General features: G+C 44.6%; 25 protein-coding genes. 2 read left to right on the plus strand and 23 right to left on the minus strand.

The window, feature by feature from the left end; translation table 11 throughout:
* Window positions 1-158 precede the first annotated feature (158 nt).
* Together DWZ45_RS03900 and DWZ45_RS03905 are read right to left on the minus strand one after the other, a co-directional pair.
* Window positions 159-2,408: an alpha-galactosidase gene (locus DWZ45_RS03900; protein ID WP_118467693.1), complete on the minus strand. Its 2,250-nt coding sequence runs from the start codon at window positions 2,406-2,408 to the stop codon at window positions 159-161.
* 183 nt (window positions 2,409-2,591) lie between these two features.
* Entirely contained in the window at window positions 2,592-2,894 is a 303-nt protein-coding gene (locus DWZ45_RS03905) for a LysM peptidoglycan-binding domain-containing protein (RefSeq protein ID WP_022359414.1), read from the minus strand.
* A gap of 977 nt (window positions 2,895-3,871) precedes the next feature.
* Here DWZ45_RS03905 and DWZ45_RS03910 point away from each other — a divergent pair.
* Window positions 3,872-4,786 (plus strand): hypothetical protein, encoded by a 915-nt coding sequence (locus DWZ45_RS03910; protein WP_118467695.1) that lies wholly within the window; start codon window positions 3,872-3,874, stop codon window positions 4,784-4,786.
* A 182-nt stretch (window positions 4,787-4,968) separates the two neighbouring features.
* The gene (gene lexA, locus DWZ45_RS03915; RefSeq protein ID WP_022359416.1) at window positions 4,969-5,586 is read left to right on the plus strand and encodes a transcriptional repressor LexA; all 618 of its coding nucleotides are present in this window, start codon (window positions 4,969-4,971) and stop codon (window positions 5,584-5,586) included.
* Between the two features lie 180 nt (window positions 5,587-5,766).
* Here the strand turns inward: lexA and fliB are convergent, their stop codons facing one another.
* The 21 genes from fliB to obgE form a co-directional block, all read right to left on the minus strand.
* A complete protein-coding gene (fliB, locus tag DWZ45_RS03920; RefSeq protein WP_118467697.1) occupies window positions 5,767-6,921 on the minus strand; it encodes a flagellin lysine-N-methylase in 1,155 nt (384 codons plus the stop codon).
* Window positions 6,909-7,604 carry a TMEM165/GDT1 family protein gene (locus DWZ45_RS03925; protein WP_118467698.1) on the minus strand — a complete coding sequence of 232 codons (696 nt, stop codon included), beginning with the start codon at window positions 7,602-7,604 and terminating at the stop codon, window positions 6,909-6,911. Before DWZ45_RS03925 ends, fliB begins: the two co-directional genes overlap by 13 nt.
* A gap of 314 nt (window positions 7,605-7,918) precedes the next feature.
* Window positions 7,919-9,193 (minus strand): amidohydrolase, encoded by a 1,275-nt coding sequence (locus DWZ45_RS03930; RefSeq protein WP_118467700.1) that lies wholly within the window; start codon window positions 9,191-9,193, stop codon window positions 7,919-7,921.
* Window positions 9,194-9,196: 3 nt separating this feature from the next.
* Complete coding sequence (locus DWZ45_RS03935) at window positions 9,197-10,156, minus strand: ABC transporter permease (RefSeq protein ID WP_106999892.1); 960 nt, start codon at window positions 10,154-10,156, stop codon at window positions 9,197-9,199.
* Entirely contained in the window at window positions 10,156-11,304 is a 1,149-nt protein-coding gene (locus DWZ45_RS03940; protein ID WP_117795411.1) for an ABC transporter permease, read from the minus strand. The genes DWZ45_RS03935 and DWZ45_RS03940 overlap by 1 nt, the downstream gene beginning before the upstream one ends.
* Entirely contained in the window at window positions 11,291-12,832 is a 1,542-nt protein-coding gene (locus tag DWZ45_RS03945) for an ABC transporter ATP-binding protein (protein ID WP_117795413.1), read from the minus strand. The genes DWZ45_RS03940 and DWZ45_RS03945 overlap by 14 nt, the downstream gene beginning before the upstream one ends.
* Before the next feature lie 32 nt (window positions 12,833-12,864).
* Window positions 12,865-14,037, minus strand: a complete 1,173-nt coding sequence (locus DWZ45_RS03950) for a BMP family ABC transporter substrate-binding protein (protein ID WP_117795415.1) — start codon at window positions 14,035-14,037, stop codon at window positions 12,865-12,867.
* A gap of 13 nt (window positions 14,038-14,050) precedes the next feature.
* A complete protein-coding gene (mtnA, locus tag DWZ45_RS03955; protein ID WP_227589507.1) occupies window positions 14,051-15,124 on the minus strand; it encodes an S-methyl-5-thioribose-1-phosphate isomerase in 1,074 nt (357 codons plus the stop codon).
* A gap of 31 nt (window positions 15,125-15,155) precedes the next feature.
* Window positions 15,156-15,989, minus strand: a complete 834-nt coding sequence (locus DWZ45_RS03960) for a purine-nucleoside phosphorylase (RefSeq protein WP_118467702.1) — start codon at window positions 15,987-15,989, stop codon at window positions 15,156-15,158.
* 1 nt (window position 15,990) lies between these two features.
* Window positions 15,991-16,602: a class II aldolase/adducin family protein gene (locus DWZ45_RS03965; RefSeq protein ID WP_118467704.1), complete on the minus strand. Its 612-nt coding sequence runs from the start codon at window positions 16,600-16,602 to the stop codon at window positions 15,991-15,993.
* Between the two features lie 4 nt (window positions 16,603-16,606).
* Entirely contained in the window at window positions 16,607-17,419 is an 813-nt protein-coding gene (locus DWZ45_RS03970) for a DeoR/GlpR family DNA-binding transcription regulator (RefSeq protein ID WP_106999897.1), read from the minus strand.
* A 1-nt stretch (window position 17,420) separates the two neighbouring features.
* On the minus strand, window positions 17,421-18,734 hold the full coding sequence (locus DWZ45_RS03975; protein ID WP_117795417.1) for a hypothetical protein: 1,314 nt from the start codon (window positions 18,732-18,734) through the stop codon (window positions 17,421-17,423).
* Between the two features lie 382 nt (window positions 18,735-19,116).
* Window positions 19,117-19,368 (minus strand): hypothetical protein, encoded by a 252-nt coding sequence (locus DWZ45_RS03980; RefSeq protein WP_117795419.1) that lies wholly within the window; start codon window positions 19,366-19,368, stop codon window positions 19,117-19,119.
* A gap of 531 nt (window positions 19,369-19,899) precedes the next feature.
* The gene (locus DWZ45_RS03985; protein ID WP_106999899.1) at window positions 19,900-20,415 is read right to left on the minus strand and encodes a hypothetical protein; all 516 of its coding nucleotides are present in this window, start codon (window positions 20,413-20,415) and stop codon (window positions 19,900-19,902) included.
* Window positions 20,416-20,462: 47 nt separating this feature from the next.
* The gene (locus tag DWZ45_RS03990; protein WP_118467706.1) at window positions 20,463-21,116 is read right to left on the minus strand and encodes a hypothetical protein; all 654 of its coding nucleotides are present in this window, start codon (window positions 21,114-21,116) and stop codon (window positions 20,463-20,465) included.
* A 21-nt stretch (window positions 21,117-21,137) separates the two neighbouring features.
* Window positions 21,138-21,455, minus strand: coding sequence for a helix-turn-helix transcriptional regulator (locus tag DWZ45_RS03995; protein ID WP_106999901.1), 318 nt, complete (start codon window positions 21,453-21,455; stop codon window positions 21,138-21,140).
* A 449-nt stretch (window positions 21,456-21,904) separates the two neighbouring features.
* Window positions 21,905-22,273 carry a ribosome silencing factor gene (gene rsfS / locus DWZ45_RS04005; RefSeq protein ID WP_106999903.1) on the minus strand — a complete coding sequence of 123 codons (369 nt, stop codon included), beginning with the start codon at window positions 22,271-22,273 and terminating at the stop codon, window positions 21,905-21,907.
* A 27-nt stretch (window positions 22,274-22,300) separates the two neighbouring features.
* Window positions 22,301-22,882, minus strand: a complete 582-nt coding sequence (gene yqeK, locus DWZ45_RS04010) for a bis(5'-nucleosyl)-tetraphosphatase (symmetrical) YqeK (RefSeq protein ID WP_022359429.1) — start codon at window positions 22,880-22,882, stop codon at window positions 22,301-22,303.
* The gene (gene nadD / locus DWZ45_RS04015) at window positions 22,882-23,508 is read right to left on the minus strand and encodes a nicotinate-nucleotide adenylyltransferase (protein WP_117795776.1); all 627 of its coding nucleotides are present in this window, start codon (window positions 23,506-23,508) and stop codon (window positions 22,882-22,884) included. Before nadD ends, yqeK begins: the two co-directional genes overlap by 1 nt.
* A gap of 50 nt (window positions 23,509-23,558) precedes the next feature.
* Window positions 23,559-23,855 (minus strand): ribosome assembly RNA-binding protein YhbY, encoded by a 297-nt coding sequence (gene yhbY / locus DWZ45_RS04020; RefSeq protein ID WP_022359431.1) that lies wholly within the window; start codon window positions 23,853-23,855, stop codon window positions 23,559-23,561.
* Between the two features lie 215 nt (window positions 23,856-24,070).
* Window positions 24,071-25,363: a GTPase ObgE gene (gene obgE, locus DWZ45_RS04025; RefSeq protein WP_118467791.1), complete on the minus strand. Its 1,293-nt coding sequence runs from the start codon at window positions 25,361-25,363 to the stop codon at window positions 24,071-24,073.
* Window positions 25,364-25,391 lie beyond the last annotated feature (28 nt).

Consider the following 25,391-nt stretch of genomic DNA (forward strand, 5'->3'; position numbering starts at 1 on the left):
CCATTAAAAATTGCCTACGGCAATGGGATTTTTGCCTGCTGACCCATGTTTTCGTACGGTCAGCGCAGTAAATGCGCAGACCTACTGAACAGTTACAGGGATTCTTCTTTGAAAACCAGCTTCGGGAGAATCCCTTTTTAATGCTTTTATCTTATTTATTATTCAGCCTGCTTTTGTACATAAAACAGGCGAGAATCAAAGTCGCAGCTCTCTCTTCTACCATCCATATACTGTCCGGAAGAGGCGTCACTGGTAATCAGTCCTAAATTCATCAGTTCGTCACCATAGTGGGTGCTTACGGCACTTTCATGTCCTTCTGTATATTCCGTGACATTGTAAAGATCGGATTCTTCCAGTCCCTGTAAATACAGCCGCGTAAACGGACCATTGGCGACATTCAGTGTCCGGTACCAGCCGACCAGGGCTTCTGTGCGGTCTTCACTGACCGCCATCCATGCAGTGATATTGTTTTCAAACGGACTGGAAAGTCTGTAAAAAGTACCATACTGAATCAGGGACCGGTGCTGTTTCATAAAGGCGGTCTGAATTTTTAATTCAGATAGATCATCTTCTCCGAGCTGTGCCAGATCCAGTTCATAGCCGAAAGTTCCGAAGAACGCGGTATTGGCACGTGTCCAAAGCGGTGTCTGACGATGAAGCTGATGGTTCGGAGAAGCAGATACATGGGATCCCATCGAGCTGATCGGGTAACCATAGGAAGTGCCGTATTGAATCCGCAGGCGTTCAATCGCATCTGTATCATCACTGATCCATCCCTGCGGTGCATAATACAGCATACCTGCATCAAAACGCGCTCCGCCGCTGGCGCACGATTCGAACAGAATGTCCGGAAAGCGTGTTGTCAGCCGCTCATACATCTGATAAACACCCAGAATGTAGCGGTGAAATACTTCTCCCTGCTGTCTGGCGGAAACTCCTCTGCTCCATACATCACTGAGACTTCGGTTCATATCCCACTTAATATAGGAAATGGAGGCGCCTTCCAGAATCGATACAATCTTTTCATAGATGTAATCAAGGATCTCCTGCCTGGAAAAATCCAATACATACTGGTAACGTCCGTGACAAGGCGTTCGCCCTGGAACCTGGAGGATCCAATCAGGATGCGTGCGGAATAAATCGGAATCGGCATTTACCATCTCCGGTTCGATCCAGAGACCAAACTTCATACCGAGCGCTTCTATCTTCTGTGCCAGTCTGGAAAGACCGTTTGGCAAACGGTCACGGTTTGCCTCCCAGTCGCCCAGTCCGGCTTTTGAGCTGCTTCTGGCACCAAACCAGCCGTCATCTAAAACAAACAGCTCTATGCCGCATTTCTGCGCTCTGGAAGCCAGCTGTAGAAGTTTTTCTTCGGTAAAATTGAAGTAAGTTGCCTCCCAGTTATTGATCAAGATTGGGCGCTCGCGATCACGCCAGTACCCCCTTGCCAGTCGGCGCCGATACAGCCGGTGAAAAGTCTGGCTCATGTCGTTAAGTCCCTGAGAGGAGTAAACAAGCACTGCCTCCGGAGTCTGGAAGGTTTCACCAGGGTTCAGCTCCCAGCTAAAGCCAAACGGATTAATTCCTATCATAAGACGGGTGGTTCCATGTGACTCCACTTCTGCCTGAGCCAGAAAATTACCGCTGTAAATCAAGCTGCAGCCAATGGCTTCTCCCTGAAATTCGTCAGCCGAAGGGCGTTTTAAAATAATGAACGGATTCTGCTCATGGGAAGAATGTCCCCGGGTGCTGTCAATCGCCTGAATGCCATACTCAAGCCTGCGTGTGTGGAGTGCGCGCTCTCTCGCCCATGCCCCAGAAAACTGCATCCACTCATAATCGTGGTCAGGAAGATCCAGGCAAAGACTCATCGCGGTCTGAACCTGTACAGAAATGTCTCCCTGATTGGAAATAGAAGCACTTCGGGCAATGACACCGCCCTCGACAAATATTGTATATAAAAGATGCAGCTCCAGATTAGTATGGGTATCTTTTAACGTAATAATAAGAGTTTCAGCTTCCCCGTCCTGTTCAGTATAAGTAGCGGGAAGTCCTGGCAGTTTTGGCTTTCCGGATGTAACCTGATATCCAGTAAATTGAAAATCTGAATAGGTACTTCCATCATTCTGGAGAATCTCTACTGCCGGATGACGGTAATCACCGCTTCCGTAAGTACCGTACTCCAGCTTAATATGTCCAAGTGAAAAGGTGCGATCGTTTTCATAGAGATAAGATGCCATGTCTCTGGGAGCTAATTCAAGAAGGTATGAGAAATCTTCCTTGTCACGAATCTTTTTCCCATAATACAGCTGTCCCATATGTCCGTTTGGAAGAACCATCATGATATAGCTGATGGTCTGGTTATATAAATGAAATATCTTCGATGATTCGTGATATACAATACTCATATCCTTATTTCCTCCTGTTCTTCTGTCGCTTGTCATTTAATCAGATATAGACTGCTTGCTAAACTTTATTCTACCAGAAAATAGATTAAATGAACAGACTACGGACAGGAATATGGAAAATTCTATAAATTTGATTCTGTCTCTGTTATCGGTTGTGTGTACGTGTATGTGAACGGTAACGATTTATTTATAATAACGAATGGTCAGGTAATGCCCTGCGTCAATATGGTCATCCGAAAGACTGTTCATCTGGCGCAGCTCCCGTACATACTCTTCAACTGACTCCTCCGAATCTGCACAATATGTCTGAGCAATGCTCCAGAGCGTATCTCCATCTTTCAGATGAATACTGGTATAGTACTTTTCCGGTCTAGTATCTGCTTCTTCCTCAGCCATCACATACATCAGACTCCGTCCAAAAAAGCCCGAAAGCAGCATGATGAAAACAACAGCTAAAACCATAACACCTTTTTTCAACGTATACATTTGCAATCTTCTCCTCTCGTGTTTTGTTGGAATCGTCTTTTTGTATTCAAATCCGTTCTTAAAGAATGAGAAGAGATTTGAATATTATAAAAATGTTAGGAACATTTGTTCTGTATGGCTACATTATACGATACGAACAAATGTTTGTCAATGGTTTTGAAAGAAAAAACAAACATTTGTTCTCAACTTGTTACTGTTCACGCATACGTGCCCAGTAACGAAATTTGCCGTGGCTTCGCATTTAAATACGGCAAATTTCTATTGCCACCACCTTTTCTTACGGTACTTTCGGTTTCAAAAGTGCCGTAAGAAAAGGTGGCTTTGCTCGTAAGCAGCAGACACCTGCTTCCTATAAAAATCTAAATACTTTAGGTATATAGATTTTTATAGGAAATCATACATATTGCACAAAACTGCGCTGCTATTTCTGGAAAATATGGCTATAAAAGTCAACAAAACTATTCGCGAAAGCATCCTTTCACGAATAGTTGATAGTTTCATTCCTATTTTTACTATTAAAATCATAATCTATGTATAACAATAATTATGTATAACATATATATAACATATCACAGAATCAGATTGACGCCCTTGTGGTTTCATGATAATCTATATACATAAAATAAAGTATGACGCAATTTGAAATTTCAGTTTAAATCGAACGTTATAAGACTTGGCGCATGATCTTTGCAAAGCACTTCTTTGAAATCAGTTTGATAAGCAGAGTATTATCTCGCGTAACTGTCTACATGAGTATGAACAGTTACCACTTCGCAGCAAGAATGTCAGGGTATTAAACAAACAGGTAACTGTTCAGTACCTTCACAGTCACACGCAAAAATCCATTAAAAATTACCTACGGCAATGGGATTTTTGCCTGCTGACCCATGTTTTCGTACGGTCAGCGCAGTAAATGCGCAGACCTACTGAATAGTTGCATAAACAGTTACAAAAAAATAGATTGGAGAATATAGAATATGGGAGAAATTAAACAGGCAAACTTTCGAATCGATTCCGATACAGCGGATGCTTTCCGTGCATTTTGCGAACAAAAAGGAATGAACCAGGCCCAGGGCTTTGATCATGTGATGCAGGTGTTTGAGTTAAATCAAGCCAAATCCTCAATCCCGGGGAGAAGTGTCGAGATTGAGGAGTTTGAAACCATGGTTAAGTCCATCACCTCCGCATATCTGTATAGCTTGGAATTGAACCAGAATGCAGAAGCCAGAGCACGGGAGGAGTTCTCTTCTGAACTCCAGAGAAAAGAACTGCGCCTCACAGAGTTACAGAAAAAAGTAGAACAACTTCAAGCAGAAAAGAAAAAAATGGATGCGGAGTCCGCTTTGCTGACCAAGCAGGAACAGACACTCACCGAACAGCTAGAATCGCTCAGAAAAGGTGCTGCTGACCAGGAACAGATCAACCAGATGCTGAAGGAGAAACTAGAAGAGGCACAAAATCAGCTGAAGGAAAATGAACGATCAAAAGAATCAGAAGAAATGCTTAAGAATGAGCTTCTGCAATGCAAACAGGAGCTTCATGATACGGTACTTGCTCTCTCTCACTCTCAGAAAGAACAGGAGGTAAAGTCAGAGTCCTATCAGCATGCATCCGATCGGATTCTGGCACTTGAAACTGAAAATAAAGAGCTACAGCAAAAACTCACAGAACTTACCCAGGAATTATCAAAACAAAAAACGGATGCTGATATGGGTCTTCAGCAATGCAAAGCCCAGGCGGAGCTTACGATGGAGCGCGCACTATTCAAAAAAGAACGGGAAACGCAGGAACTCCTTCGTCAGGCAGACAAAGAAAATGCCCGTCTGGAAGTGCTGCTTGAGCAGGCAAGAGAACAGTTAAAAAAAGAAAACATTGATAAAGACGAACAATAGTTTGCATTTTGCCCGAACATATGTTACTATATATAATATAATAAGGGCTTACTATAGGCCAAACCTTTCAGTGATTCAGCTGCTGGTCCCATCAGGTGGGCGTTCGACTTATATCCTGCCAGAATCACTGTATATCCGATATTAAAAACATTTTATATACTTCATCGACAGGAGGAATCTATATGGCACAGGGACGTATTACAGATAAACAGAAAGAGATCTTGGAATTTATTAAAGCATGCATTTTAAAGAAAGGTTATCCGCCGACGGTACGTGAAATTTGTGAAAAGGTACAGCTTAAGTCTACCTCTTCTGTCCACTCTCATCTGGAACAGCTTGAGAAGAACGGATATATTCACCGGGATCCGACGAAACCGAGAGCCATCGAGATCGTTGATGACACCTTTAACCTGTCCCGCCGCGAACTGGTAAATGTACCCCTTATCGGTACTGTGGCAGCCGGTGCGCCGATTCTGGCTGATGAGAATGTGGAGAACTATTTCCCGATTCCGGCAGAACTGCTTCCGAACAGCGAAACTTTTATGCTGAAGGTCCGCGGCAATAGTATGATCGATGTGGGCATCTATGACGGAGATCGTGTTATCGTGGAACAGACCAGTGTCGCAGAGAATGGCGAGATCGTGGTTGCACTCATCGATGATTCAGCTACCGTTAAGCGTTTTTTCAAGGAGAACGGTCACTATCGTCTCCAGCCGGAGAATGCAACCATGGATCCGATTATTGTGGATAAAGTACAGATTCTTGGGAAAGTAATCGGCCTGTTGCGCCTTATGCGGTAACACATTGGTTTGCTGTCGCTTACCTTTCATGTATTATCTGAAAATGGCAGAAGCATTATGTGACAAAATTTAACTCAAAAGCTCTATTCGTTGACGTCCGGAGATACGGTACGCTCAATTTTATAGAATAGAGCTTTTTTGTTCGTATGATTCATTTTTGCAATATGCTTCTTTCGGTGATTAAACCGGTGCATACCGCTCAAAAAGCCAGTCTTCCAGTGCATTTAAGTTATCATCGGAATGTTCTACTTCCCGGGCATATCTCCAGGAGATTTCTTCCACATCCTTCATGGAAAGTTTCTTTCCATTTTCCAGCCATCGGACCATCAGAAATTCCTGTATCCAGCGGACAGAGAACAATGCCAGTTCCATCTTGGAACAGACCATATCGTCGTAGACAGCCCCGCAAAAATAGGTATAGACAAAAAACATTAAAAGCTGCTCGCCCAGATTTTCCCATTCTTCTTTGTGACTTCCTAAGCTTCCATATGCCTTATGAAATTCTTCGCAAATTTTATGATAGGTTTCCTCACTTCCCTGATACAGCCACTTTTCAGCACCATCCAGCACATCATCCCATTCCGGACGCAGGCGTTCCAGACCGCGTAGTACTTGCAATTCTTCTATCTGGCGTGCCCACCGATGGAGAGATGCTGCATCAATGCCTTTTTCAGCAAGACTTTCTGATACAAATTCCTGGAGTTTTTTTCTCTGATGAAGAGCTTCACAGCTTCGCAGAAGTTCATCAATTTCATATTCCTTCTGCTCTTCCACCCGGATCTGATATTGTTCTGTCAGCTGTTCGGATGCCGACATTCGGAGTGTCAGAGGAAGGGATCGATCCTGTAAAATCGAAAACAGAACATCTCTTGTATCTTCCAACTGGGAAAACATCATAAAATCGAATTCTTCAAAATCGTCCTCCAAATCGTCCTCTTCTTCCAGAAAACGGACCGGTTCTTTACAGGAAAGAATGATTCTAGCCGCCTCCGGACAGGACAGGGAAAGAGATAATTCCCGAAGTCCCTCGTATTCTTCCGTATGTCTCGGGTACATTCGACAGGTATCACAAAGAGAATCTGGTCCCAGTGCTTTATAAAGATCGCAGAGATTTTCTTCATTTAAAAATGCACAGCGCCGATTGTTCTGGTAAAAACATTCTTCATCCCAGTCAATAGAATTGCGTAATCGCGTTCCGAACTCGCTCTTTTCATTTCCATATCGCTCCAGAGAGGTTTCATCAATCATGATCTGCCATCCGGCACAGCAGCTATCCGGACAATCTCCTGCTGTACAGACAAATTTATCATAATAATGTGGTTTTAAATATCGCATTTATTTTCCTTCTTTCTTTTTATATAGATCCAGGCACATAAGGCAGTAAAAATAACAGCCGCAGCAATCCATACCGGCCATACCGGAATCGGACAGACTCTTGCGTTCATCATGTTCAGTCCCTGATGAAGTGTGAAAGCACCAAATATGGAAAAAATAACAAATGCCAGTGTATTCAGCAGCCCATCGGGAGTTTTGCTCTTTAAAAGATATCCAACCAGCATTCCGAGAATATCCGCTGCAAAAAGTCCCAGAGAGCACCCAATCCATACAACAAAGGCTGATTTCATGCCTTCATTGGCTCCGAACGTGATGGCTGTAAGCTGAGTCTTATCTCCCAGTTCTGCCACAAAAAATGTACAAAAAACAGCTAAGGGTGCAAACTGAATCTTTGATTTACCGCCCTCATCCTCTTCTTCTTCATCATCACCGGCAAGAGTCGATGCGGCGAAATACAGAAATGCAAGTGCTGCAATCATCTTAATAAGCCAGTCAGGAATAAATTCACTGACAAGTCCGCCCGCCAGAACCGCAAGACCATTCAGAACAAGAATCGCCGCCGCAGTTCCTAGTATAATATCTCTCAACTTATATTTTGAAGTGAGAGCAATCAGCATAAGCTGGGTTTTATCGCCCATCTCTGCGATAAATTCTGTAAAAAACACTTTAAAAAACAGCATCATTTTTCATTTCCTCCTAGATGTAATGCATGTTCCCTCACCGCTCACTGTCGATTATGATGTCCTCCCTTTTTTGCATCAATGCACAAAAGAAAAACTCATGTATATCAACTGACAGCTATGCATGATACAAAAACTGTCGTCCATCGATATACATGAGTCTCATTATTTAAGATTTGCCAGATTATACAGTTGCTATAATCAGAATGTTGACAAACCACACTTTCGCGCTAACTACTCCCTCATGGAATATTGAATTTACTTGATAAATAGTATCAAATAAAGAATGTGTTGTCAACGGAATTTAACGCTTTTACCTACGATTGTCTCATTCGGGTTATGATCTCATTTGCCTTTTTGTAAACTTCCTTTGGCTCCACCCCAATGAAGAATTTCTGGTTTTCATAGAGGATCTTGCCGTTGATCATGGTCATCTTCACATTCTGTTTGCTTCCGCTGTATACCAGGTTTTTCATCGGGTTGTTGATAGGTTGCATATTCGGCTGGTTCAGATCGATCATAATCAGATCCGCCTTTTTGCTTTCTGCAAGGCAGTCGCAGTCTGTCAGTCCCATTGCTTTTGCACCGCCGGTTACTGCCATTTTCAGAACTTCTTCTGCTGGTACTGCAGATGCATCCCGATCATGAAGTTTTCCCAGTCCCGTCACTAAAAACATTTCCCGGAACATATCCAGGCAGTTGTTGCTGGCTGGTCCATCTGTGCCGATGGCCATATTGACTCCGTGTTTCAAAAATGCCGTAGTGTTGGCGATGCCGCTTGCAAGTTTTGTGTTGGATCCAGGATTGGTTACCGCTGTCAGTCCTTTCCTGCGGAAGAGTTCTATTTCCTCATCGGTAAACCAAATGCAATGATATCCACCGCCCCCATGTTCAAATAAGCCCAAGGAATCCAGATAAGCTGCAGGTGTAGTTCCATGGCGCTGTACACACTCTGCCACTTCCCGTTCTGTTTCTGACATATGAGCAAATACAGGAGCCTTGTAGCGCTGTGACAGCTCGGCAATCTTTTTTAAGAGTTCTTCGGAACAAGTGTATTCTGCATGAAATCCCAGACAATACCTGATCAGCTCATCATATTGGTTGTAGGTATTAAAATCTGCCTCCACTTCCTCCAATGAAGAGGAAAAATCATTGATTCCGCTGACGAGTACACTCCGGAATCCACATTCTACCGATGCTTTAGCCATCATTTCTGTATTCAGATACATATCAAAGCAGGAGGTAATACCGCTGGTCAGGTATTCCATGATTCCCAGTTTGGAGAGCCAGTAGATATCATCCGGCTGTAATTTTGCTTCCATCGGGAAGATCTGCTTTGTCAGCCAGTCCTGCAGCGGCATATCATCCGCATAGGATCGAAGAAACGTCATGGCTGTGTGCGTATGTGCATTTTTAAAGCCCGGCATGATGAGATTTTTTTCTGCATCGATCTCACGGTTCCACACATTGCCGCATTCCTTATGAGGACCTACATATGTAATAGTGTTCCCTTCGACCCATACCTCTCCGTGGATGATATCCATATTTCCATTCATCGGAAGAATCTGGGCATTATAAAAACGAATATTCATGTTCTACCTCTTTCCTTTGTCGTAAATCTCTCCAAGTGCACGAGGAGCACGATTGTATTTTGAGAAGAAAATCAAAAGCAGCATTGTAACGATATAAGGCAGCGTCATGGCAAGATCCGAGTAACTGCTGGGCATCTGCATCTTCTGGACAAGATAATAGCCTCCGGATCGGGCAAAACCAAACAGCAGGCAGGATCCAAGTGTAGGAAGGATCTTCCAGTTTCCGAATATCATGGCTGCAATCGCCAGATATCCGTATCCCACATAGATGTTGGAAGAAAAGTTCGCTGAAATGGAATAAGCAAAGCTGATTCCAGCCAGACCGGACAGAGCACCGGATACAAGGACTGCAATCAGACGGATCCGGGTAACATTCTCTCCTGCTGCGTCTACTGCGTGAGGATTATCTCCACAGGCACGAAGATTCATGCCATAACGCGTTTTATACAGCACATACCAGGCAACAACTGCGATCAGAAGGATCAGGATCTCAAATGGATAGACATCTTTAAATGCGGCTCCAATTACTGGGATGCCGGAGAGCAGCGGAATTGTAAACCGTGCAGACACACCCAGAACAAATTTTTCCGAAGCTGCACCGAACACAAGGCGGTTTAAAAGTTTTGTAAAAAATGCAGTCAGTGACATAGCCAGGATATTGATCACGACTCCGCCAATGATCTGATTTGCCTTCAGACGGATACATAACAGTCCATATAAGAGCGAATACAGCATTCCACCTGCCATGGCACATACAATTGCGAGATAATAAGGAACCTGGGAATTGCTTCCAAAATAGCCTGCAGCCAGAACGGCCACAAAGGCGCCTATAAATGCCCCCATTCCCTGCAATCCCTCCAAAGCCAGATTCGTCACGCCGCTCTTTTCGCTGTAGATCCCTCCGATTGCCATTACGAACAGCGGGATCGCAAAGGATAAACCATCAATCAGGATTCGTTCCATCAGCTGATCCCCCTTTCTGTCTCTTCATTTAACTCTTGTTTCATTCGATTCACTTTGTAACGGATATATACACCGCAGGCGGAAAACAGCAGGATCAATCCGGTGATAACGGATGCGATCTCTGATTCCAGACCGGATGCTGAATTCATGTAGGTACTGCCCTTGCTGATCACTGTGATCAGAAGAGATGAAAATATGATGCCGATGGGATGGTTTCCTGCAAGAAGTGCCACTGCGATGGCATCAAAACCGGTGCTTGGAAGGACGCGGGGCTGAATCGAACCAAAATACCCCAGGTAGTACGTCACTCCTGCCAGGCCTCCTAATGCACCGGAGAACATCATCGCCATGATCATGCTTTTGCCAACATTGACACCTGCATACATGGCCGCTTTTCTTCCAAGTCCCACGCATTTGAGTTCATAGCCAAATACGGTGCGATCTAACACGAACTTCACCAGGACTGCAGTCAGAACTGCAAGAAGGATTCCTAAGGGAATATCCATTTTCAAGTTTCCGACGGGTGTGTCCATCAGAGTCAGGCGGGATGCTTTCGAGACGGCCTGGGACTGCCTGGAAACCGGATTGATATAGTACGTGTTGATGAAAAAGCTGATCACATACTGGGCCGTATAGTTTATCATGATCGAAGATACGACTTCATTGATATTAAATTTGTATTTTAACCAGCCAATAAGTGCACCGATGAGTGCACCAACGACTGCTCCGACAATCAGTACGCATGGCTTAGCCACCGCTGCCGGAAGGGAACTATATCCGATCACCAGAGTTGTGATAAAACCAGAGGTAAGCATCTGACCGGAGACACCGATATTAAAGAGTCCGGCACACATACCGACTGCTACTGCCAGAGACGCAAAAAGCATCGGAGTCCAGGCATTCATATAACTGGTGAAGTCGGTCAGCATATTCTTATATCCGGCATAACTCGGTTTCGGGAGGAATCCAGCCCCCTGAAGAAGGTTACCATAGGCCGACAGAGGATTCTTGCCAAGCGAAAGAATGATCACAGCTCCAGCCAGAAGGCTTAAGAAAATGGCCGACATGGGAATGGTGATACCCTGGTATTTTTCATTTCCCAGGAGTCTGACAAGCATCTTTTTCAATCTGTGTTTAATTTTCAGCATTTTGGTGCACCCCCATCATAAATTCTCCCACTTCATTTGATGTAAGCGTTTTTGCAGCTGCTATTTTCTGGATTTCTCCATTATATATTACTCCGATGGTATCTGCACAATTCATGATCTCATCCAGCTCTAACGAAATCAGCAGGATTGCCTTTCCTGCATCTCTCTGTCGGATAATCTGCTTATGGATATTTTCGATGGCTCCGATATCCAGACCTCTGGTTGGCTGCACAAAGATCATCAGAGGAGACTGAAGTTCAATCTCTCTTCCGATGATGGCCTTCTGCTGATTACCGCCGCTCATGGAGCGGACAATGGTCTTGTTTCCCTGACTGCTCCGGATGTCATACCGGTCAATCAGTTCATTTCCGTACTGGGAAAATTCTGCTTTATCCAGTACACCTTTATGGGAAAATGGTTCTCGGAAGTAGTTTTTCAATCCCAGATTTTCCTCCAGGGTAAAATCCATGACCAGGCCGCAGCTCTGCCGATCCTCCGGAATATAAGAGATTCCTTCCAGGGTTCGTTTGCGGATGGAGTAATTGGTGATATCGACTCCATTCAGAAGAATACTACCTGAAGCTGCCTTCTCAACTCCTGCAATCGCATCTGCAATCTCAATTTGACCATTGCCGGATACTCCGGCAATGGCAAATACTTCTCCGCCGTGGACAGAAAAGGATACATTTTTTACTACTTCAAAATGATCCTGATTTTTTACAGTGAGATTCTTTACCTCTAACACAGTCTCCCGGTAATGAGGCTCTGATTTCTCTACTTCAAAAGAAACTTCCCGTCCAACCATCAAATTGGCCATCTGCTTTGTAGAGGTCGTGGCGACATCTAGAACATCGATGAGCTTTCCTCTGTTTAAAATCGCACATCTATCTGCAATTTTTTTGATTTCCTCCAGCTTATGGGTGATCAGGATGATGGTTTTTCCATCATCTCTGAGGTTGCGGATGATCGTCAGCAGGGATTCAATCTCCTGAGGCGTCAGCACTGCTGTCGGCTCATCAAAGATCAGAATTTCAGCTTCCCGGTACAGCATTTTCAGGATCTCGACACGCTGCTGTGTCGATACACTTGTATTTTCGATCACATCGATCGGATTGACTTCCAGACCGTACTTCTTAGAAAGCGCCTCGATCTCCTGATCTGCTTTTTTTAAATCAACATAGGGAAGGATTCCAAACAGTTTGTCTTTCTTCTTTAAACCCAGAATAATGTTTTCTGTAATCGTGTAATTCTGTACCAGCTTAAAATGCTGATGGACCATACCAATATTGAGTTTTGTTGCGTAGCTTGGAGAATGAATCTGTTCTTTCTTACCCCGGATGAAGATCTCACCTTCATCCGGTTCATACATACCAAATATCATGCTCATCAAAGTTGATTTTCCGGCACCGTTTTCGCCAAGCAGTGCGAAGATCTCACCTTTTTTAATTTGAAGCGTCACATCATCGTTTGCCACGATACCTGGGAAACGTTTTGTGATGTGCTTCATTTCAATGATATATTCCGACATTTAAGCCTCCTCATTTTCTGGTACAGAACGTATTATTTCAATCCTGGGAAATCTTCCGGCTCAATTCCGTTAAAGTTTGCTGCCGGAACGATAGTTCCATCTTTTACAAGTTCATATGCTTCGTCCATCTTCTTCACGGTATCCTCAGACATGCTTTGACGTCCTTCCTCTGTTACATAACCAACAGAATCAGAATCTGCACCTAACAGAGCGTTTGCTCCCTGGAAACCTCCGTCTGCGATAGCATTTAATTGTTTCTCTACGTTCATGCTCATAACTTTCAGTACAGAAGTCAGAATAATGTTATCAGAACCGTTAGCACCATCATCATACTGGTCTACGTCACAGCCTACTACTTTTACATTGCCAGCTTCTTTAGCAGCAGTAAATACACCGTTTCCAGAACCGCCTGCAGCTACGAACAGAATATCACAGCCCTCATCGATGAGAGCTTTTCCAACAACTTTACCGGTTGCTTCATCTGCAAAGCTTCCAACATAGTTTCCACCTACATTTTTATTGGTAACGTCAACGCCTGCGTAAGATGGGATCTCTACGATCTCAACACCGGTATCATATTTCTCATTTGCGTAATTGACACCACTCTCAAAACCGTACTGATAGTTTACATTGCTTGGGTATGCAATACCGGTTACTACAGCTACCTTTTTGCTTTCAGACTCCAGTGCAGCTGCCATTCCCGCGAAGAAACCTCCTTCCTGCTCCTTGAAAGTCATTGCATAAATATTATCACATTCGATGTCATTACCCTCAGAATCGGTCGGATTCGTATCTACAAGGATAAAATCTACATCTGGGTTATCGGTTGCGATGGTTCCGATTCCGGAGAATTGGAAGCCCGGGCATACGATCACATTGTAGTCTGCAACGATATCAGCAACTGCCTGAATAACTGCAGCCGGATCACCGGTTTCCTCGCGAACCGGAGTTACGGTTGCTCCCGGATGAGACTCGATAAATTTCAGGATACCGTTGTAGTTATCCTGGTTAAAGGAGCCGTCATCTACACCGGATGGGCTGGTCACGATGGCGATCTTTAAATCTCCATCAGCGTTCTCAGCAGAAGCTGCTGCTGTTTCAGCCGTATTTTCCTTTGTCTCGGCTGTATTATTGTTTCCACCGCATCCTGTCATTAACGCTGCGGATACTGCTACACCTGCTACAATACCAAATAATTTTTTCATCAATCTTTTCCTCCTATTTTTTGTTTTTGCCAAACATATTTGCAAGACTCTCCGTATACGGTGGTCTACAGATTCCTTTTTCCGTTACAATTCCGGCGATCAGCGTGTGATCGGTTACATCAAATGCCGGATTATAACATTTGACACCCTCCGGTGCCATCGGTTTTTCATAAAATTTGCTTTTGATCTCTTCCGGACTTCGAAGTTCGATCTGGATATCATCGCCAGTTGCACAGTCAAGATCGATGGTTGAACTCGGTCCTAATACATAGAACGGAATTCCGTAATGTTTTGCAAGGATTGCAACACCACTGGTTCCAATCTTATTGGCCGCATCACCGTTGGCAGCGATACGATCACAGCCTACGAAGCAGGCCTGGATCCAGCCGTTTTTCATTACAATGCTGGCCATGTTATCACAAATCAATGTTACATCGATTCCTGCCTGATCTAACTCATATGAGGTAAGTCTTGCTCCCTGAAGAAGCGGCCTTGTCTCATCTGCAAATACATGGAAATTCATGCCCTGCTCTTTTCCAAGGAAGAGAGGTCCTAAGGCAGTTCCATAGCGGGAGGTGGCTAAGGGTCCGGCATTGCAATGTGTCAGAATTCCGTCTCCGTCCTTAATAAGGCTTAAACCATATTCAGAAATCGCTCTGCACATCTGGCAGTCCTCTTCCTGAATATCCATGCACTCTTTCTTCAGATATCCAAGAATCTCTGGTACAGAAGCATCGCTGTGGCTTGTCACTACCTGCTCCATGCGGTTTAATGCCCAGCTCAGGTTCACTGCCGTTGGACGGGAAGAGTTCAGATAATCCTTATACTCTCTGAATTTCTTTAAAAACTCATCGTAATCCCCGGTTTCAATCGTTCCGGCCAGAACATACATTCCAAATGCCGCACAAATTCCGATTGCCGGTGCTCCCCGGACTTTCAATTCAAAAATGGCATCATACAGATCCTTCGCCGTTCCAAGGGTCAGGTATTCGGTAACCGTTGGAAGCTTAGTCTGATCAATGATGGTCACAGCTTTGCCGTCTTCATGCAAGTACACATTTTTGATTGCTTCTGACTGATTGTCCACTTTATCATCTCCTTTGTTTTTTATTCATCACTCAGATCATTTTACCGATTCGAACTATGGATTCCGTAATCAGCTGTTTAAATAACGGTGCAACACGGTCAGCTGTTTCCTTCACTTCCTCCGCACTCAAAGGCTGATCAGTCATTCCGCATCCCAGATTGGAAATGCAGGAAATACCGCAGACCTTCATGCCCATATGATTGGCAGCTATGGCCTCGCATGCGGTGCTCATTCCTACTGCATCTCCTCCAAGTATCCGGCACATTTTTACTTCATGGGGAGTTTCAAAATTCGGACCGGACAGCTGGATATAGGTTCCCTCCTGAAGCGGAATCTGAAGGTCTGCAGCAGCACCCCGGATGATCCCACAAAGGTCCTTACGGTAAATCTCAGACATATCGCTGAAACGCTCTCCCAGCATCTCCTCATTGGGTCCGATGAGAGGAGACGGTACAAAATTACTGATCTGGTCGGTGATCATCATAAAATCACCGGCTTTGTAATCATAATTCACACTGCCGGAAGCATTGGTCAGAAACAAGGCCCGGGCCCCCATCATCTTCATGAGACGGGTGGGAAGAACTACATCCTCCATGGAATATCCTTCATAGTAGTGGACACGTCCCTGCATGATTACGACCGGGACATCTCCTACGTATCCAAAGACAAATCTGCCCTTATGTCCGCTGACTGTGGACACAGGAAAACCCTCAATATCATGATAATCCAAAACAGCTTCTACCCGAATGGTATCTGCATAATCACCGAGTCCGGATCCCAGCACCAGTGCCACCTCCGGCTTAAAATTAATTTTGTCTTTAAAGCACTGATAGCATTTTAATAATCGTTCATACGCCTTTGTCATATCAGACCTCCTCGTATTCTTTGATCACAACCGGATGTCCTGAACAGAGTGCAAGATGATAGATCTTTGCAGCATCCTCCACATAAACACTGTTTGTATATGCTTCCGGTAATGTTCCGCCGATAGCCACGACACCGTGATTGGCCATCAGACAGGCATTTTTCCGTTCCAGGATTGGAACTGCATTCAGACCAACCTCTGCACTTCCCTGCTGTGCATAAGGACTTACCTCCAGTTTCCCTTTTAAGAAAGGAATCATTTCAATCAGTACAACTGGAATTTCCTGATGGTTTACCGCAAAACTGCTTGCATAAGGAGAATGTGTATGCACCACCGCATTAGCATGGGACAGGTGACGGTAAATCTCAGCATGCATTTTCCACTCGGAAGATGGCTTGTGTCTTCCTTCGACCAGATTGCCATCCAGATCAATCACTACGATATCCTCTTCCGCCATCAAACTGTAATCATAGGAGCTGGGAGTAATTACGATCCACTGCTTCTCACGAAAGTAAGCACTGATATTGCCGCTTGTTCCGGCCATCAACTTTTCATCATGGGCCTTTTTCGCTGTCATCAGCACATTTTGTTTCAGTTCCTTCAAATCTGTCATAATCTTATCGCTCATCTCCTTTGGTTTTTGATTTTCTTTCCGCTTTCCCTTCCAGGACAGGGATCTGATGTGCCTGGAACCATTCCCATAGGTCCGGATTGGTTTTTCGGATGGAATGATCCACAACCACCTGACTGAGCTGCTCCAACTCTCCGATCACATACACCTCGTTGCGTCCGATCTTCGTATTGTCCACCACCAGGATCTTATGTTTCGCCTGCTTTAATACCTGACGACGGATATCTGCTTCTTCACGGGTGGAATCTGTAATACCTGCCTCCAGACTGCAGCCGGCACTGCTGACAAATGCATAATTGATAAAGCAGGTTTTCATCTGTTCCAGTACGGTCTGTCCTTCAAACGCTTCCCGATCGCGATTCAGCTCACCGCCAAATAAAATAAGACGAATCTGCGGATTCGCATCAATCTCCTTTGCCACTGCCAGAGAATTGGTCATGACGGTCAGCTTGCCGGGAAAATCCGCTAATTGCTTCGCAATATGAAGAGCCGTGGTACTGCAATCCAGAAAAATGGAACTCTTTTCGTGGATCCATTGCATGCAGAGAGATGCAAGAAGCTTTTTCTCTTCCTGCATCACCTTGCTGCGAACCGAGATGGGAGTTTCATTGCCAAAACCTTCGTTTAAGTAGGCACCTCCGTGAACACGGTTTAATTTCTCCTGTTTTTCCAGTTTTTCCAGATCCTTTCGAACCGTTTCTTCCGTAACTCCCATTTCACGGCTCAGATCCGTCACCATGACTACTTTATTCTTCTCCAGCATGGACAAGATGTATTCTGCACGTTCGATTGCATGCATATTACTGATAGTCCTCACCTTCCAGGTAATTATAGAAAGCGGTATTGCAGAAGCGTTCAACCGGTACAACTTCCAGGCCGTCGGAGATTTCCGTCAGTTTTTCAACAACCTCATCTTTATCTTCCGGTAAGGTAAATGGATGAATGGAATACGTATCGTTCGTGATTACGCAATCATAGATCTGATGATAATCAGTCTCCGGCATATCTGTTCTGGTTGAAGAATAAAGCGGCTGCCACCAGGATGCATAGATCAGGCCCTTTGCTTCTTCATTTCCTTCATTTTTCTTTGCGTACGTCTTGATTACTTCGTCAAAACGATTCATATCCTCAAGATTGTCGAACTCAAGCTCAAGGTCATATTCTACTGCATATACCAGTGCAAGATCTTCATATTCTTTTACTTCGTAGGTTGGAGTAGCCTCCGGGATCGGACCCCACTCCGGCAGATACTGGTAAATACTAATCTTCGGCTCAAGCTGAACCTTTGCTGTGATATTCTCGCTGTTCAGGAGCCCCATCAGCTGATGTACATGTTTGATATCAGAATGACCGTACTGTAAGGTCAGTTCCGGTAAAAAGCGGGCACTGTATGCAGCAGATTTTAATCCATATCCGGTGGTTACCTTGTTCTGTACAGCTTCTTTTCCGATCTCTGCCAGTTTGCTGTCATCAAATAAGATAAAGGAATTCCATGCCTGGTCCAGTTTCGCGTAAATGTCTGGATCATTTGACATGCCAAGGTAGTTTCTTGCGTCTCCATTTGCATTGGCAATTGCCATCAGAAGACTGATTTCATCCTCAGCTGTAAAGGCATCTTCTGCAACGACTTTTTTCGCAGTTTCGGAAGTGATGAGGCTGGTATCCAGAGCAGCAGCAACGTATCTGGCATATTCATTCGTCTCATCCATCTTTACCCCATATTGTTCAAGACGATCTTTAATCTTATCTTCCGGATAGCTAAGAGCAAGCTCTTCATAATCAGCAGCAGCCACAGCAGCTTTCACAGCAGAAAACCAGGTCATGTCCCCCTCGACAGCCGGTGCCTCATCTCCTGCTACCTTTTTCAGGTCAGCGGAAAAAGCAGCACTGTCCGGATCTTCTTTGATCTGTACATCGAAAAACTCTGCCAGGTATTCTGCCTCATGGGCATCAGCCTCTTTGGTTTCTTCCTGAGCTGCTTCTGTCTCCTGAGCAGCAGAAGTCTCAGCCGGTTTGGTCTCTGCGCCGGTCGGTGCTGCATCCTTTGCACCACAGCCCCCTACCATCGCGGTTGCGGCCATAGCAGCCATCATTACTGCAAGTTTTTTTCTCATCTCTTCTTCTCCTCTTATATGTATTTATTAGTTTTGCTACTAACTAGCAGCTGATTTATTTACATACATTATAAGCACCTTTTATAGGAAAAGCAAGTACTAATCTTTCTTTTTCTTTGTTTTTCTGTTTTTTGTTTTGTTTTTTTCACCATAGGATGAGGTTTTCTATGTCACAAAAAGATCCCCCGAAAAATCGAAGGGATCTTTCTAGGAGAGCTGAATTGGAATCCGAGCTTCCAGTTTGCAAGTTTAAGTTCTGATTTAGCTAATCACTTGCAAAAGTAAATTCTGGCAAATCAAAATATCATGATTTTTATGGACGTTAGTTTTGCAAAGTTCTTCAAAACTGGAATTTACTATTAGAAACAAGTTGTTTTATGCTTCATATGCTGATATACCCTTGAATAATGTACTGTTTCACTTCAAATACGTGACCGCAGCAACAACACTTAAGCTTTCGCATAACAACAATTCCCGGCTCGCCCAGAAGTAACTCCAAGGATGATTTTCCCTCACTGGCTGCCACATACGCGTCCATCTTCGCCTGTTCCTCATCCGTCAGCTGAATATGCCACCAATTATGTTCCTCATGGCACTTGGGACACGGCTGGTTGATTTTGTAAAGTCTTCCCATAGTCTGATCTCCTTTCGATTTTTTCTGCCCAACTATATCATCATCGAATTCGAATTTCCAATTAGCGGTTTCTGCGGATAACGTTTTGAGTCAAATTTTCGCTCAGACGTTCCTGCCTGAAATCATAAAGCGCTTTATCATAATTCCGGTTTTGGAATTCTTGTGACCCAATCCATTCCGTGTTTATAACCCACTTCAGTACACTATTTTTGAAATTTCCAAAATGGAGCGATTTTAAAAAGTAAGTTTTGAGTTAGGTTTTGAACTCTTTCAGACCGAAATCCTTCTTACCATGAAAAATGGCTACGGAATTGCTTCCGCAGCCGTTGTGCCTGAAAACCGTACCTTGGCACCGTGATCCCTCACAGGTTTTTTACAGGGTGATTTGAAAATCTGCATGATATGCTTTTCCAAAGCCGTCTCCATGAACCGAAACACATAACCCGATAACAAATAACCGATAAGCGATGACAATGAACCGTAACCACTCGTAATTTTTTGTTAGAAGTATGCCCTGTACGGAAATTCTACTTAGATATCCACCTCAAACAGCACCGTCTGATTATAACGATCCAGTGCAATCTGCATTTCCATGATCGTATTGGAGATGCGGTCATATTCCTGCCGGATCAGTTCCGGATCGTAGTTGATATACTTATACTCCGGTGCCGAACCAGAAGAACCGAAGGAGTTGCCATAGACTCGCGTTTTTGGAAGTCTCTTGCGCATATCGTCAAGCACCGTCTTTCTCTTGTTGAGCTGCGCCATCCGGATTAGGATGCCGTCAATGCTCATTTCCTGAGCGCCGACCTGCACTTTTGCGGTGGCATTGGTCAGATTCAATGTGTGCTTGATAGTAAGGATCTTCCTGTCAATCTCATCAATCGTATTCGCAACAGTCATGTAATCATATTCCGGAACGACTGGTTCCTCGTTGACCGCAGCCACGTAAGTACTGGATGTCGATTCCTTGTTTACCCAGAATGCCTTGTCTTCTTCTAGGCTTCTCAGCATCTTATTTGCATAAGCCGATGTAATTTTCTGCATGATTTTCGCCTCCCACAATGTTCTTATCAATATAAATAAAAATGATCTCAGTCCCACAGCTCCCAGAGATATCTGGTAAAAAGCTTCATTCCTTCTTTCATACACCGATCTCGGTATGCTGCCAGTTCCTTCTCCGCTGCAAACCATTGGTCCAATATTTCCTTGTATTCCGGCACATCGGACATGGTATGCACACAGTAATAACCTTTATCTTTTTCCTGCTCTTTTTCTTCTTCGGTTTTCAGCTTTTCACCAAACATCCCGTATTTCCGGGTGAAAGCCTCTCTTGCCTGATCATATGCTTCTTCATATGGATTTTTCCGGTGACAGGTTTCCTCGTTTGCCTCCCGAAATAGAAATTCCATATGTTCTAGGATCCGGTTCCATTTCCGCACATTCTCTTCTTCGGTTCCTGTGAAAGATCCCGGATATCCATGACCGTTGATACGTAGATCGTTGAGCATATTGGGGATGATAACAAGAAACCACTGGTCAATCGCCCAGGCATCACGGTAGCAGTATCCGTAACGCAATCTCTGACAGATGCAGATGATATCTTCTTTCCAACGTTTTATCCATCCCAAGGGGAAAACGTGAATCGGTCCGTAAGTAAGAAAAACAGGATATTCCGGTTTGCGCATCTTACTTTTCCGTTTCTTTCGCAGAATATCATTTAACATAAATTTATGTTCCGATTCCATGTTTCACCGTCCTCTCCTCTATCATTTGTTTCTGATCCGATTGTAAATCATACGGCAACGGATGTCATTCAACCATCGGTTTAAAATTCCCCATAAACGAGGAATATCCCCGTCAATGACGAGGATATCTTCAATCGTAGTATGCAATAATCTACTTAAAATAATGAAGTTGTCGATGCTGGGTAACGATTTACCGGACAGCCATTTGTAAATGGCCTGCGGATTTTCAAACCCGAAAGCTCCCTGGATTTCCCGAATCGTATACCCTTGTTCCAAAAGCAGTCTTCTTATGCGTTCCCCTGTCTCTTCCGGCTGGATTGACAAATACATTGGTTCCATACTTTGCACCTCCATGATTCAGGACCGTGTTTCTTGATAACGTAAATATTCTACCACGGAAAGGACAGACCCACCAGTACCAATCATACTATAGCAGTAGGGAATGTAGGGTTTTTCCTACCACTATTATATGATCTTTTAAAAAAATATCAATATATATACTTATTGCTTTGATACAACACTTCTCAATAAACAAATTGCGTTCGTTGCAATTAGCGTATTCCAACCTTGTAACTCGTTTTATTTCACTATTTTTGAAATTTACAAAATGGAGCGCTTTTAAAAAGTAAGTTTTGAGTTGAAAGGAAAACACTTTATCAGCCTTGTTCGCGATAGATGGGAAAACACAGATTTCAAGTTTTTCTCTCTTATTCGCGATAAAAGGGAAAAACCATTTGCAGGTTTTTCCCTTTCTGTTCGTGATATAAAAGGAATGAAACAAAAATCTATTACAATTCCTCCACATTCTCAACTACTTTTCCGTCTCTCCAGATGCGCTCCAGATCATAAAACAGTCTGTCATCGCGGGAGAAAATGTGTACGATCAGATCGCCGTAATCCATCAGGATCCATCCGGCAGTCTGATAGCCCTCGATCTGACGGCACTCATGACCGGCTTTGCCGAGTTCTTCCTCTACATTATCTGCCATTGCCTTTACCTGGCTGGCGTTGCTTCCGTCTGCGATGACAAAGTAATCAGCCAGTACAGATACTCCATGAATATCAATGACGCGAATATCTTCGCCTTTTTTATCTTCCAGCGCCTTTACGGCAAGTTTGGTCAGCTCTTTTGCTTCCACGGGGATTATCCTCCTCATTATTTTATTTAAATCCTGTTAATGTGTCTATTGATGAACATGACGTTCATGATAGTATTCCCAGGTCTGTTCGGTTGTATCATCCTCTGCCGTGCCCGTTTCCTTTAAATAATTGCGGGTGCTGTCCAGAATCTGATACAGCGCTTCGTCCAGATCTTCAAATGCAAGACGGCGGAGCTTCGGCAGATTTGGCGCCTTATCACGGCGCGGTTCGATGTAATCGGCTACGTACAGGATCTTGTCTAACAGGGACATCGCCGGTTTTCCGGTCGTATGGCAGGCGATTGCAGATAAGACCTCTGGATCGGTAATACCATACTTGTGTTCTGCCATCCATGCGCCTAATTTTGCATGAATCACAGCCGGAGCCCGCAGTTCACCTTCAGTCAGTTCAATGCCATGCTCCTGGCATTTGCAGATGATAGTCGCATCATCATAGCGCTTTGCACAGTCGTGGAGAAGTCCAGCCATCTCCGCCTGATCCAGATTGGCACTGTAACGCATTGCCAGAGCCATACATGTGTATGAAACACCCAGCGTATGTTCATAGCGCATCGGGTTCAATTTCTTTTTCAAATGCTTCCGTATCTCTGTAATTCTTTCGTCCATTACACATTTACCTCCTGATACAAGCCGTGCTGTTCGATATATTGACAGACTTCCTTCGGCACCAGGGAACGAACGTCTGCTGCGTGTCCTGCCCGGAAAGCCGCGCGGATCTCCGCCGAAGCGACATCCATTTCACGGCAGTGAAGACGCAGAATATGCGCCTGATATTTCTGGTTTAAATAGGAAATCTGCTCATCCAGCGAACGATCCGCCTCCTCATGCTCTCTTGCTGCCGCCAAAAATGTGACGGCTGGAAGAACATATTCGGGATGATACCATTTTTCAATGTCCATAATTGAGTCTGCGCCCGCGATAAAGAAAAATTCAACATCCGGATATTCTTCTTTCAATAAGCGAAGCGTGTCTGCTGTGTAGGTATTTCCGCCGGTTCTGCGAAGTTCAAAATCAGACAGCTTAAAATAAGGATACGGCGCGATCGCAGCTGCAGTCATTGCCAAACGGTCCTTTGCCGCTGTGATCGTATGATCCTTTTTATGCGGCGGGATCCTGGAGGGCATATACCAGATGCAGTCAAGATCATATTCTTCATACGCCTGTCTTCCCAACATGATATGTCCATTATGGATCGGGTCAAATGTTCCCCCCATAATACCGATCTTTTTCATCGTCATCCGTATCCTTTCTGTCAGAGATTCATTCGCAGAATGCAGCTCCTTTATTTTGGCAGAACGATCTTACGTTTCTTCTCGTCCTTTGCCTCTTTATAAAGAACAATTTTCTTGCCGATTACCTGTACTACCTGTGCGTGGGTACGCTCAGCCAGAACGGCTGCCAGCTCATTGCCGTCATCGACGCAGTTCTTCAGAATATTCAGTTTAATTAACTCGCGGGCCTCCAGCGCCTCTGCCACAGCAGCGGTCAGTTCTGGCGTCAGGCTGGATTTGCCGATCTGGAAGATCGGATCCATGGTCATCGCGAGACCTTTTAAATAAGCTCTCTGTTTGCTTGTCATAAAATCTATCTCCTGTTAAAATTCAAACTCAGATCCAGTGTGGATTTCTGAGTTTGAAATATTGTAAATGTGTAACTATTCAGTAGATCTGCGCATTTACTGCGCTGACCGTACGAAAACATGGGCCAGCAGGCAAAAATCCCATTGCCGTAGGCAATTTTTAATGGATTTTTGCTCGTGACTGTGAAGGTACTGAACAGTTACGTAAATGTCAATTATTTATAGTAATCAAATTCAAGACCATACATACGAACTGTATCGCCCTCTTCGATGCCAGCTTCTTCCAGCTCAGCCAGAATACCGCTGTCCTTTAAGAATTTCTGGAAGAACTGGAAGCCCTTCTCAGAATCAAGGTTTGTGTAACCGAGCATCTTCTCGATCTTCGGTCCTTCTACCACATAAATACCATCTTCATTGCGTTCCACGGTATACGGAAGATTCTCGCCCTGATACTGGTATTCAAATTCTTTTTCGAAAATAACTGGCTTGCGGTCAACCGTTTTCAGCAGATCATTTACATGGTAAAGGAGCTCTTTTACACCCTGCCCGGTAACTGCAGAAATGGCAAATACCTGGATGCCTTCCGGCTCAAATTCGCGTTTTAAGCGCTCTACCGGGTCTTCCCAGTCCTCTTCGCCAGTATTGTAAATCGAATCTACCTTGTTGGCAGCAATCACCTGCGGACGCTCTAAAAGCGACGGATTATATGCTTTTAACTCCGCATTGATGGTGCGGATATCCTCAACCGGATCACGCCCCTCGACGGATGCCGCATCCACAACATGCACGAGAACCTTGGTTCTCTCGATATGGCGCAGGAAATCATGTCCCAGACCGATTCCTTGGGAAGCACCCTCGATGAGTCCCGGAATATCTGCCATGACAAAGCCTTGTCCATCCTGTAGATCAACCACACCAAGATGCGGGTTCAGCGTCGTGAAATGGTAATTGGCGATCTTCGGACGCGCATTGGAAACGCGTGAAAGCAAGGTCGATTTACCGACGTTCGGGAAACCAACCAGACCAACATCGGCAATTACCTTTAATTCCAGCTGTACCCAGAGTTCCTGTGCCGGCTGTCCCGGCTGTGCATACTTCGGAACCTGCATCGTCGAGGTCGCAAAGTGCATATTTCCAAGACCGCCCTTGCCGCCTTTTAAAATCACTTCTCGGCGGTTCTCGCCGGACATATCCGCGACTACCTTACCGGATTCAAAATCCTTGATAACGGTTCCTTCCGGAACCTTGACAATCAGATCCTCGCCGTCTGCTCCGTGACAGCGGCGCTTTCCGCCCTGCTCTCCGTCGCCAGCCACATATTTGCGGACATGACGGAAATCGGTCAGGGTATTCAGTCCGTCGTCCACTTCAAAAATGACATCGCCGCCGCGACCGCCATCGCCGCCGTCCGGACCGCCAGCAGCTACGAAAAGTTCCCGGCGGAAGCTGACATGACCGTCGCCGCCTTTTCCGGATCTGATATAAATTTTTGCACTGTCGGCAAACATAAATACCTCCTTCTGATCTGAAAAAAGC

This window comes from Clostridium sp. AF32-7AC (assembly GCF_003477925.1).
GTDB classification, from domain to species: Bacteria; Bacillota; Clostridia; order Lachnospirales; family Lachnospiraceae; genus Otoolea; species Otoolea fessa.

Bases quoted from the DNA above. Each gene is read 5' to 3' on its own strand.
- DWZ45_RS03980 (WP_117795419.1), bottom strand. From the start codon at position 19,368: ATGGGAAGACTTTACAAAATCAACCAGCCGTGTCCCAAGTGCCATGAG.
- DWZ45_RS03930 (WP_118467700.1), bottom strand. From the start codon at position 9,193: ATGAATATTCGTTTTTATAATGCCCAGATTCTTCCGATGAATGGAAAT.
- DWZ45_RS03945 (WP_117795413.1), bottom strand. From the start codon at position 12,832: ATGTCGGAATATATCATTGAAATGAAGCACATCACAAAACGTTTCCCA.
- DWZ45_RS03905 (WP_022359414.1), bottom strand. From the start codon at position 2,894: ATGTATACGTTGAAAAAAGGTGTTATGGTTTTAGCTGTTGTTTTCATC.
- DWZ45_RS03965 (WP_118467704.1), bottom strand. From the start codon at position 16,602: ATGACAGATTTGAAGGAACTGAAACAAAATGTGCTGATGACAGCGAAA.
- DWZ45_RS03950 (WP_117795415.1), bottom strand. From the start codon at position 14,037: ATGAAAAAATTATTTGGTATTGTAGCAGGTGTAGCAGTATCCGCAGCG.
- yqeK (WP_022359429.1), bottom strand. From the start codon at position 22,882: ATGGACGAAAGAATTACAGAGATACGGAAGCATTTGAAAAAGAAATTG.
- DWZ45_RS03910 (WP_118467695.1), top strand. From the start codon at position 3,872: ATGGGAGAAATTAAACAGGCAAACTTTCGAATCGATTCCGATACAGCG.
- fliB (WP_118467697.1), bottom strand. From the start codon at position 6,921: ATGCGATATTTAAAACCACATTATTATGATAAATTTGTCTGTACAGCA.
- DWZ45_RS03960 (WP_118467702.1), bottom strand. From the start codon at position 15,989: ATGACAAAGGCGTATGAACGATTATTAAAATGCTATCAGTGCTTTAAA.
- nadD (WP_117795776.1), bottom strand. From the start codon at position 23,508: ATGAAAAAGATCGGTATTATGGGGGGAACATTTGACCCGATCCATAAT.
- DWZ45_RS03975 (WP_117795417.1), bottom strand. From the start codon at position 18,734: ATGAGAAAAAAACTTGCAGTAATGATGGCTGCTATGGCCGCAACCGCG.
- DWZ45_RS03935 (WP_106999892.1), bottom strand. From the start codon at position 10,156: ATGGAACGAATCCTGATTGATGGTTTATCCTTTGCGATCCCGCTGTTC.
- DWZ45_RS03900 (WP_118467693.1), bottom strand. From the start codon at position 2,408: ATGAGTATTGTATATCACGAATCATCGAAGATATTTCATTTATATAAC.
- yhbY (WP_022359431.1), bottom strand. From the start codon at position 23,855: ATGACAAGCAAACAGAGAGCTTATTTAAAAGGTCTCGCGATGACCATG.
- DWZ45_RS03970 (WP_106999897.1), bottom strand. From the start codon at position 17,419: ATGCATGCAATCGAACGTGCAGAATACATCTTGTCCATGCTGGAGAAG.
- obgE (WP_118467791.1), bottom strand. From the start codon at position 25,363: ATGTTTGCCGACAGTGCAAAAATTTATATCAGATCCGGAAAAGGCGGC.
- lexA (WP_022359416.1), top strand. From the start codon at position 4,969: ATGGCACAGGGACGTATTACAGATAAACAGAAAGAGATCTTGGAATTT.
- DWZ45_RS03995 (WP_106999901.1), bottom strand. From the start codon at position 21,455: ATGGAACCAATGTATTTGTCAATCCAGCCGGAAGAGACAGGGGAACGC.
- rsfS (WP_106999903.1), bottom strand. From the start codon at position 22,273: ATGAGGAGGATAATCCCCGTGGAAGCAAAAGAGCTGACCAAACTTGCC.
- DWZ45_RS03925 (WP_118467698.1), bottom strand. From the start codon at position 7,604: ATGATGCTGTTTTTTAAAGTGTTTTTTACAGAATTTATCGCAGAGATG.
- DWZ45_RS03940 (WP_117795411.1), bottom strand. From the start codon at position 11,304: ATGCTGAAAATTAAACACAGATTGAAAAAGATGCTTGTCAGACTCCTG.
- DWZ45_RS03990 (WP_118467706.1), bottom strand. From the start codon at position 21,116: ATGGAATCGGAACATAAATTTATGTTAAATGATATTCTGCGAAAGAAA.
- DWZ45_RS03985 (WP_106999899.1), bottom strand. From the start codon at position 20,415: ATGCAGAAAATTACATCGGCTTATGCAAATAAGATGCTGAGAAGCCTA.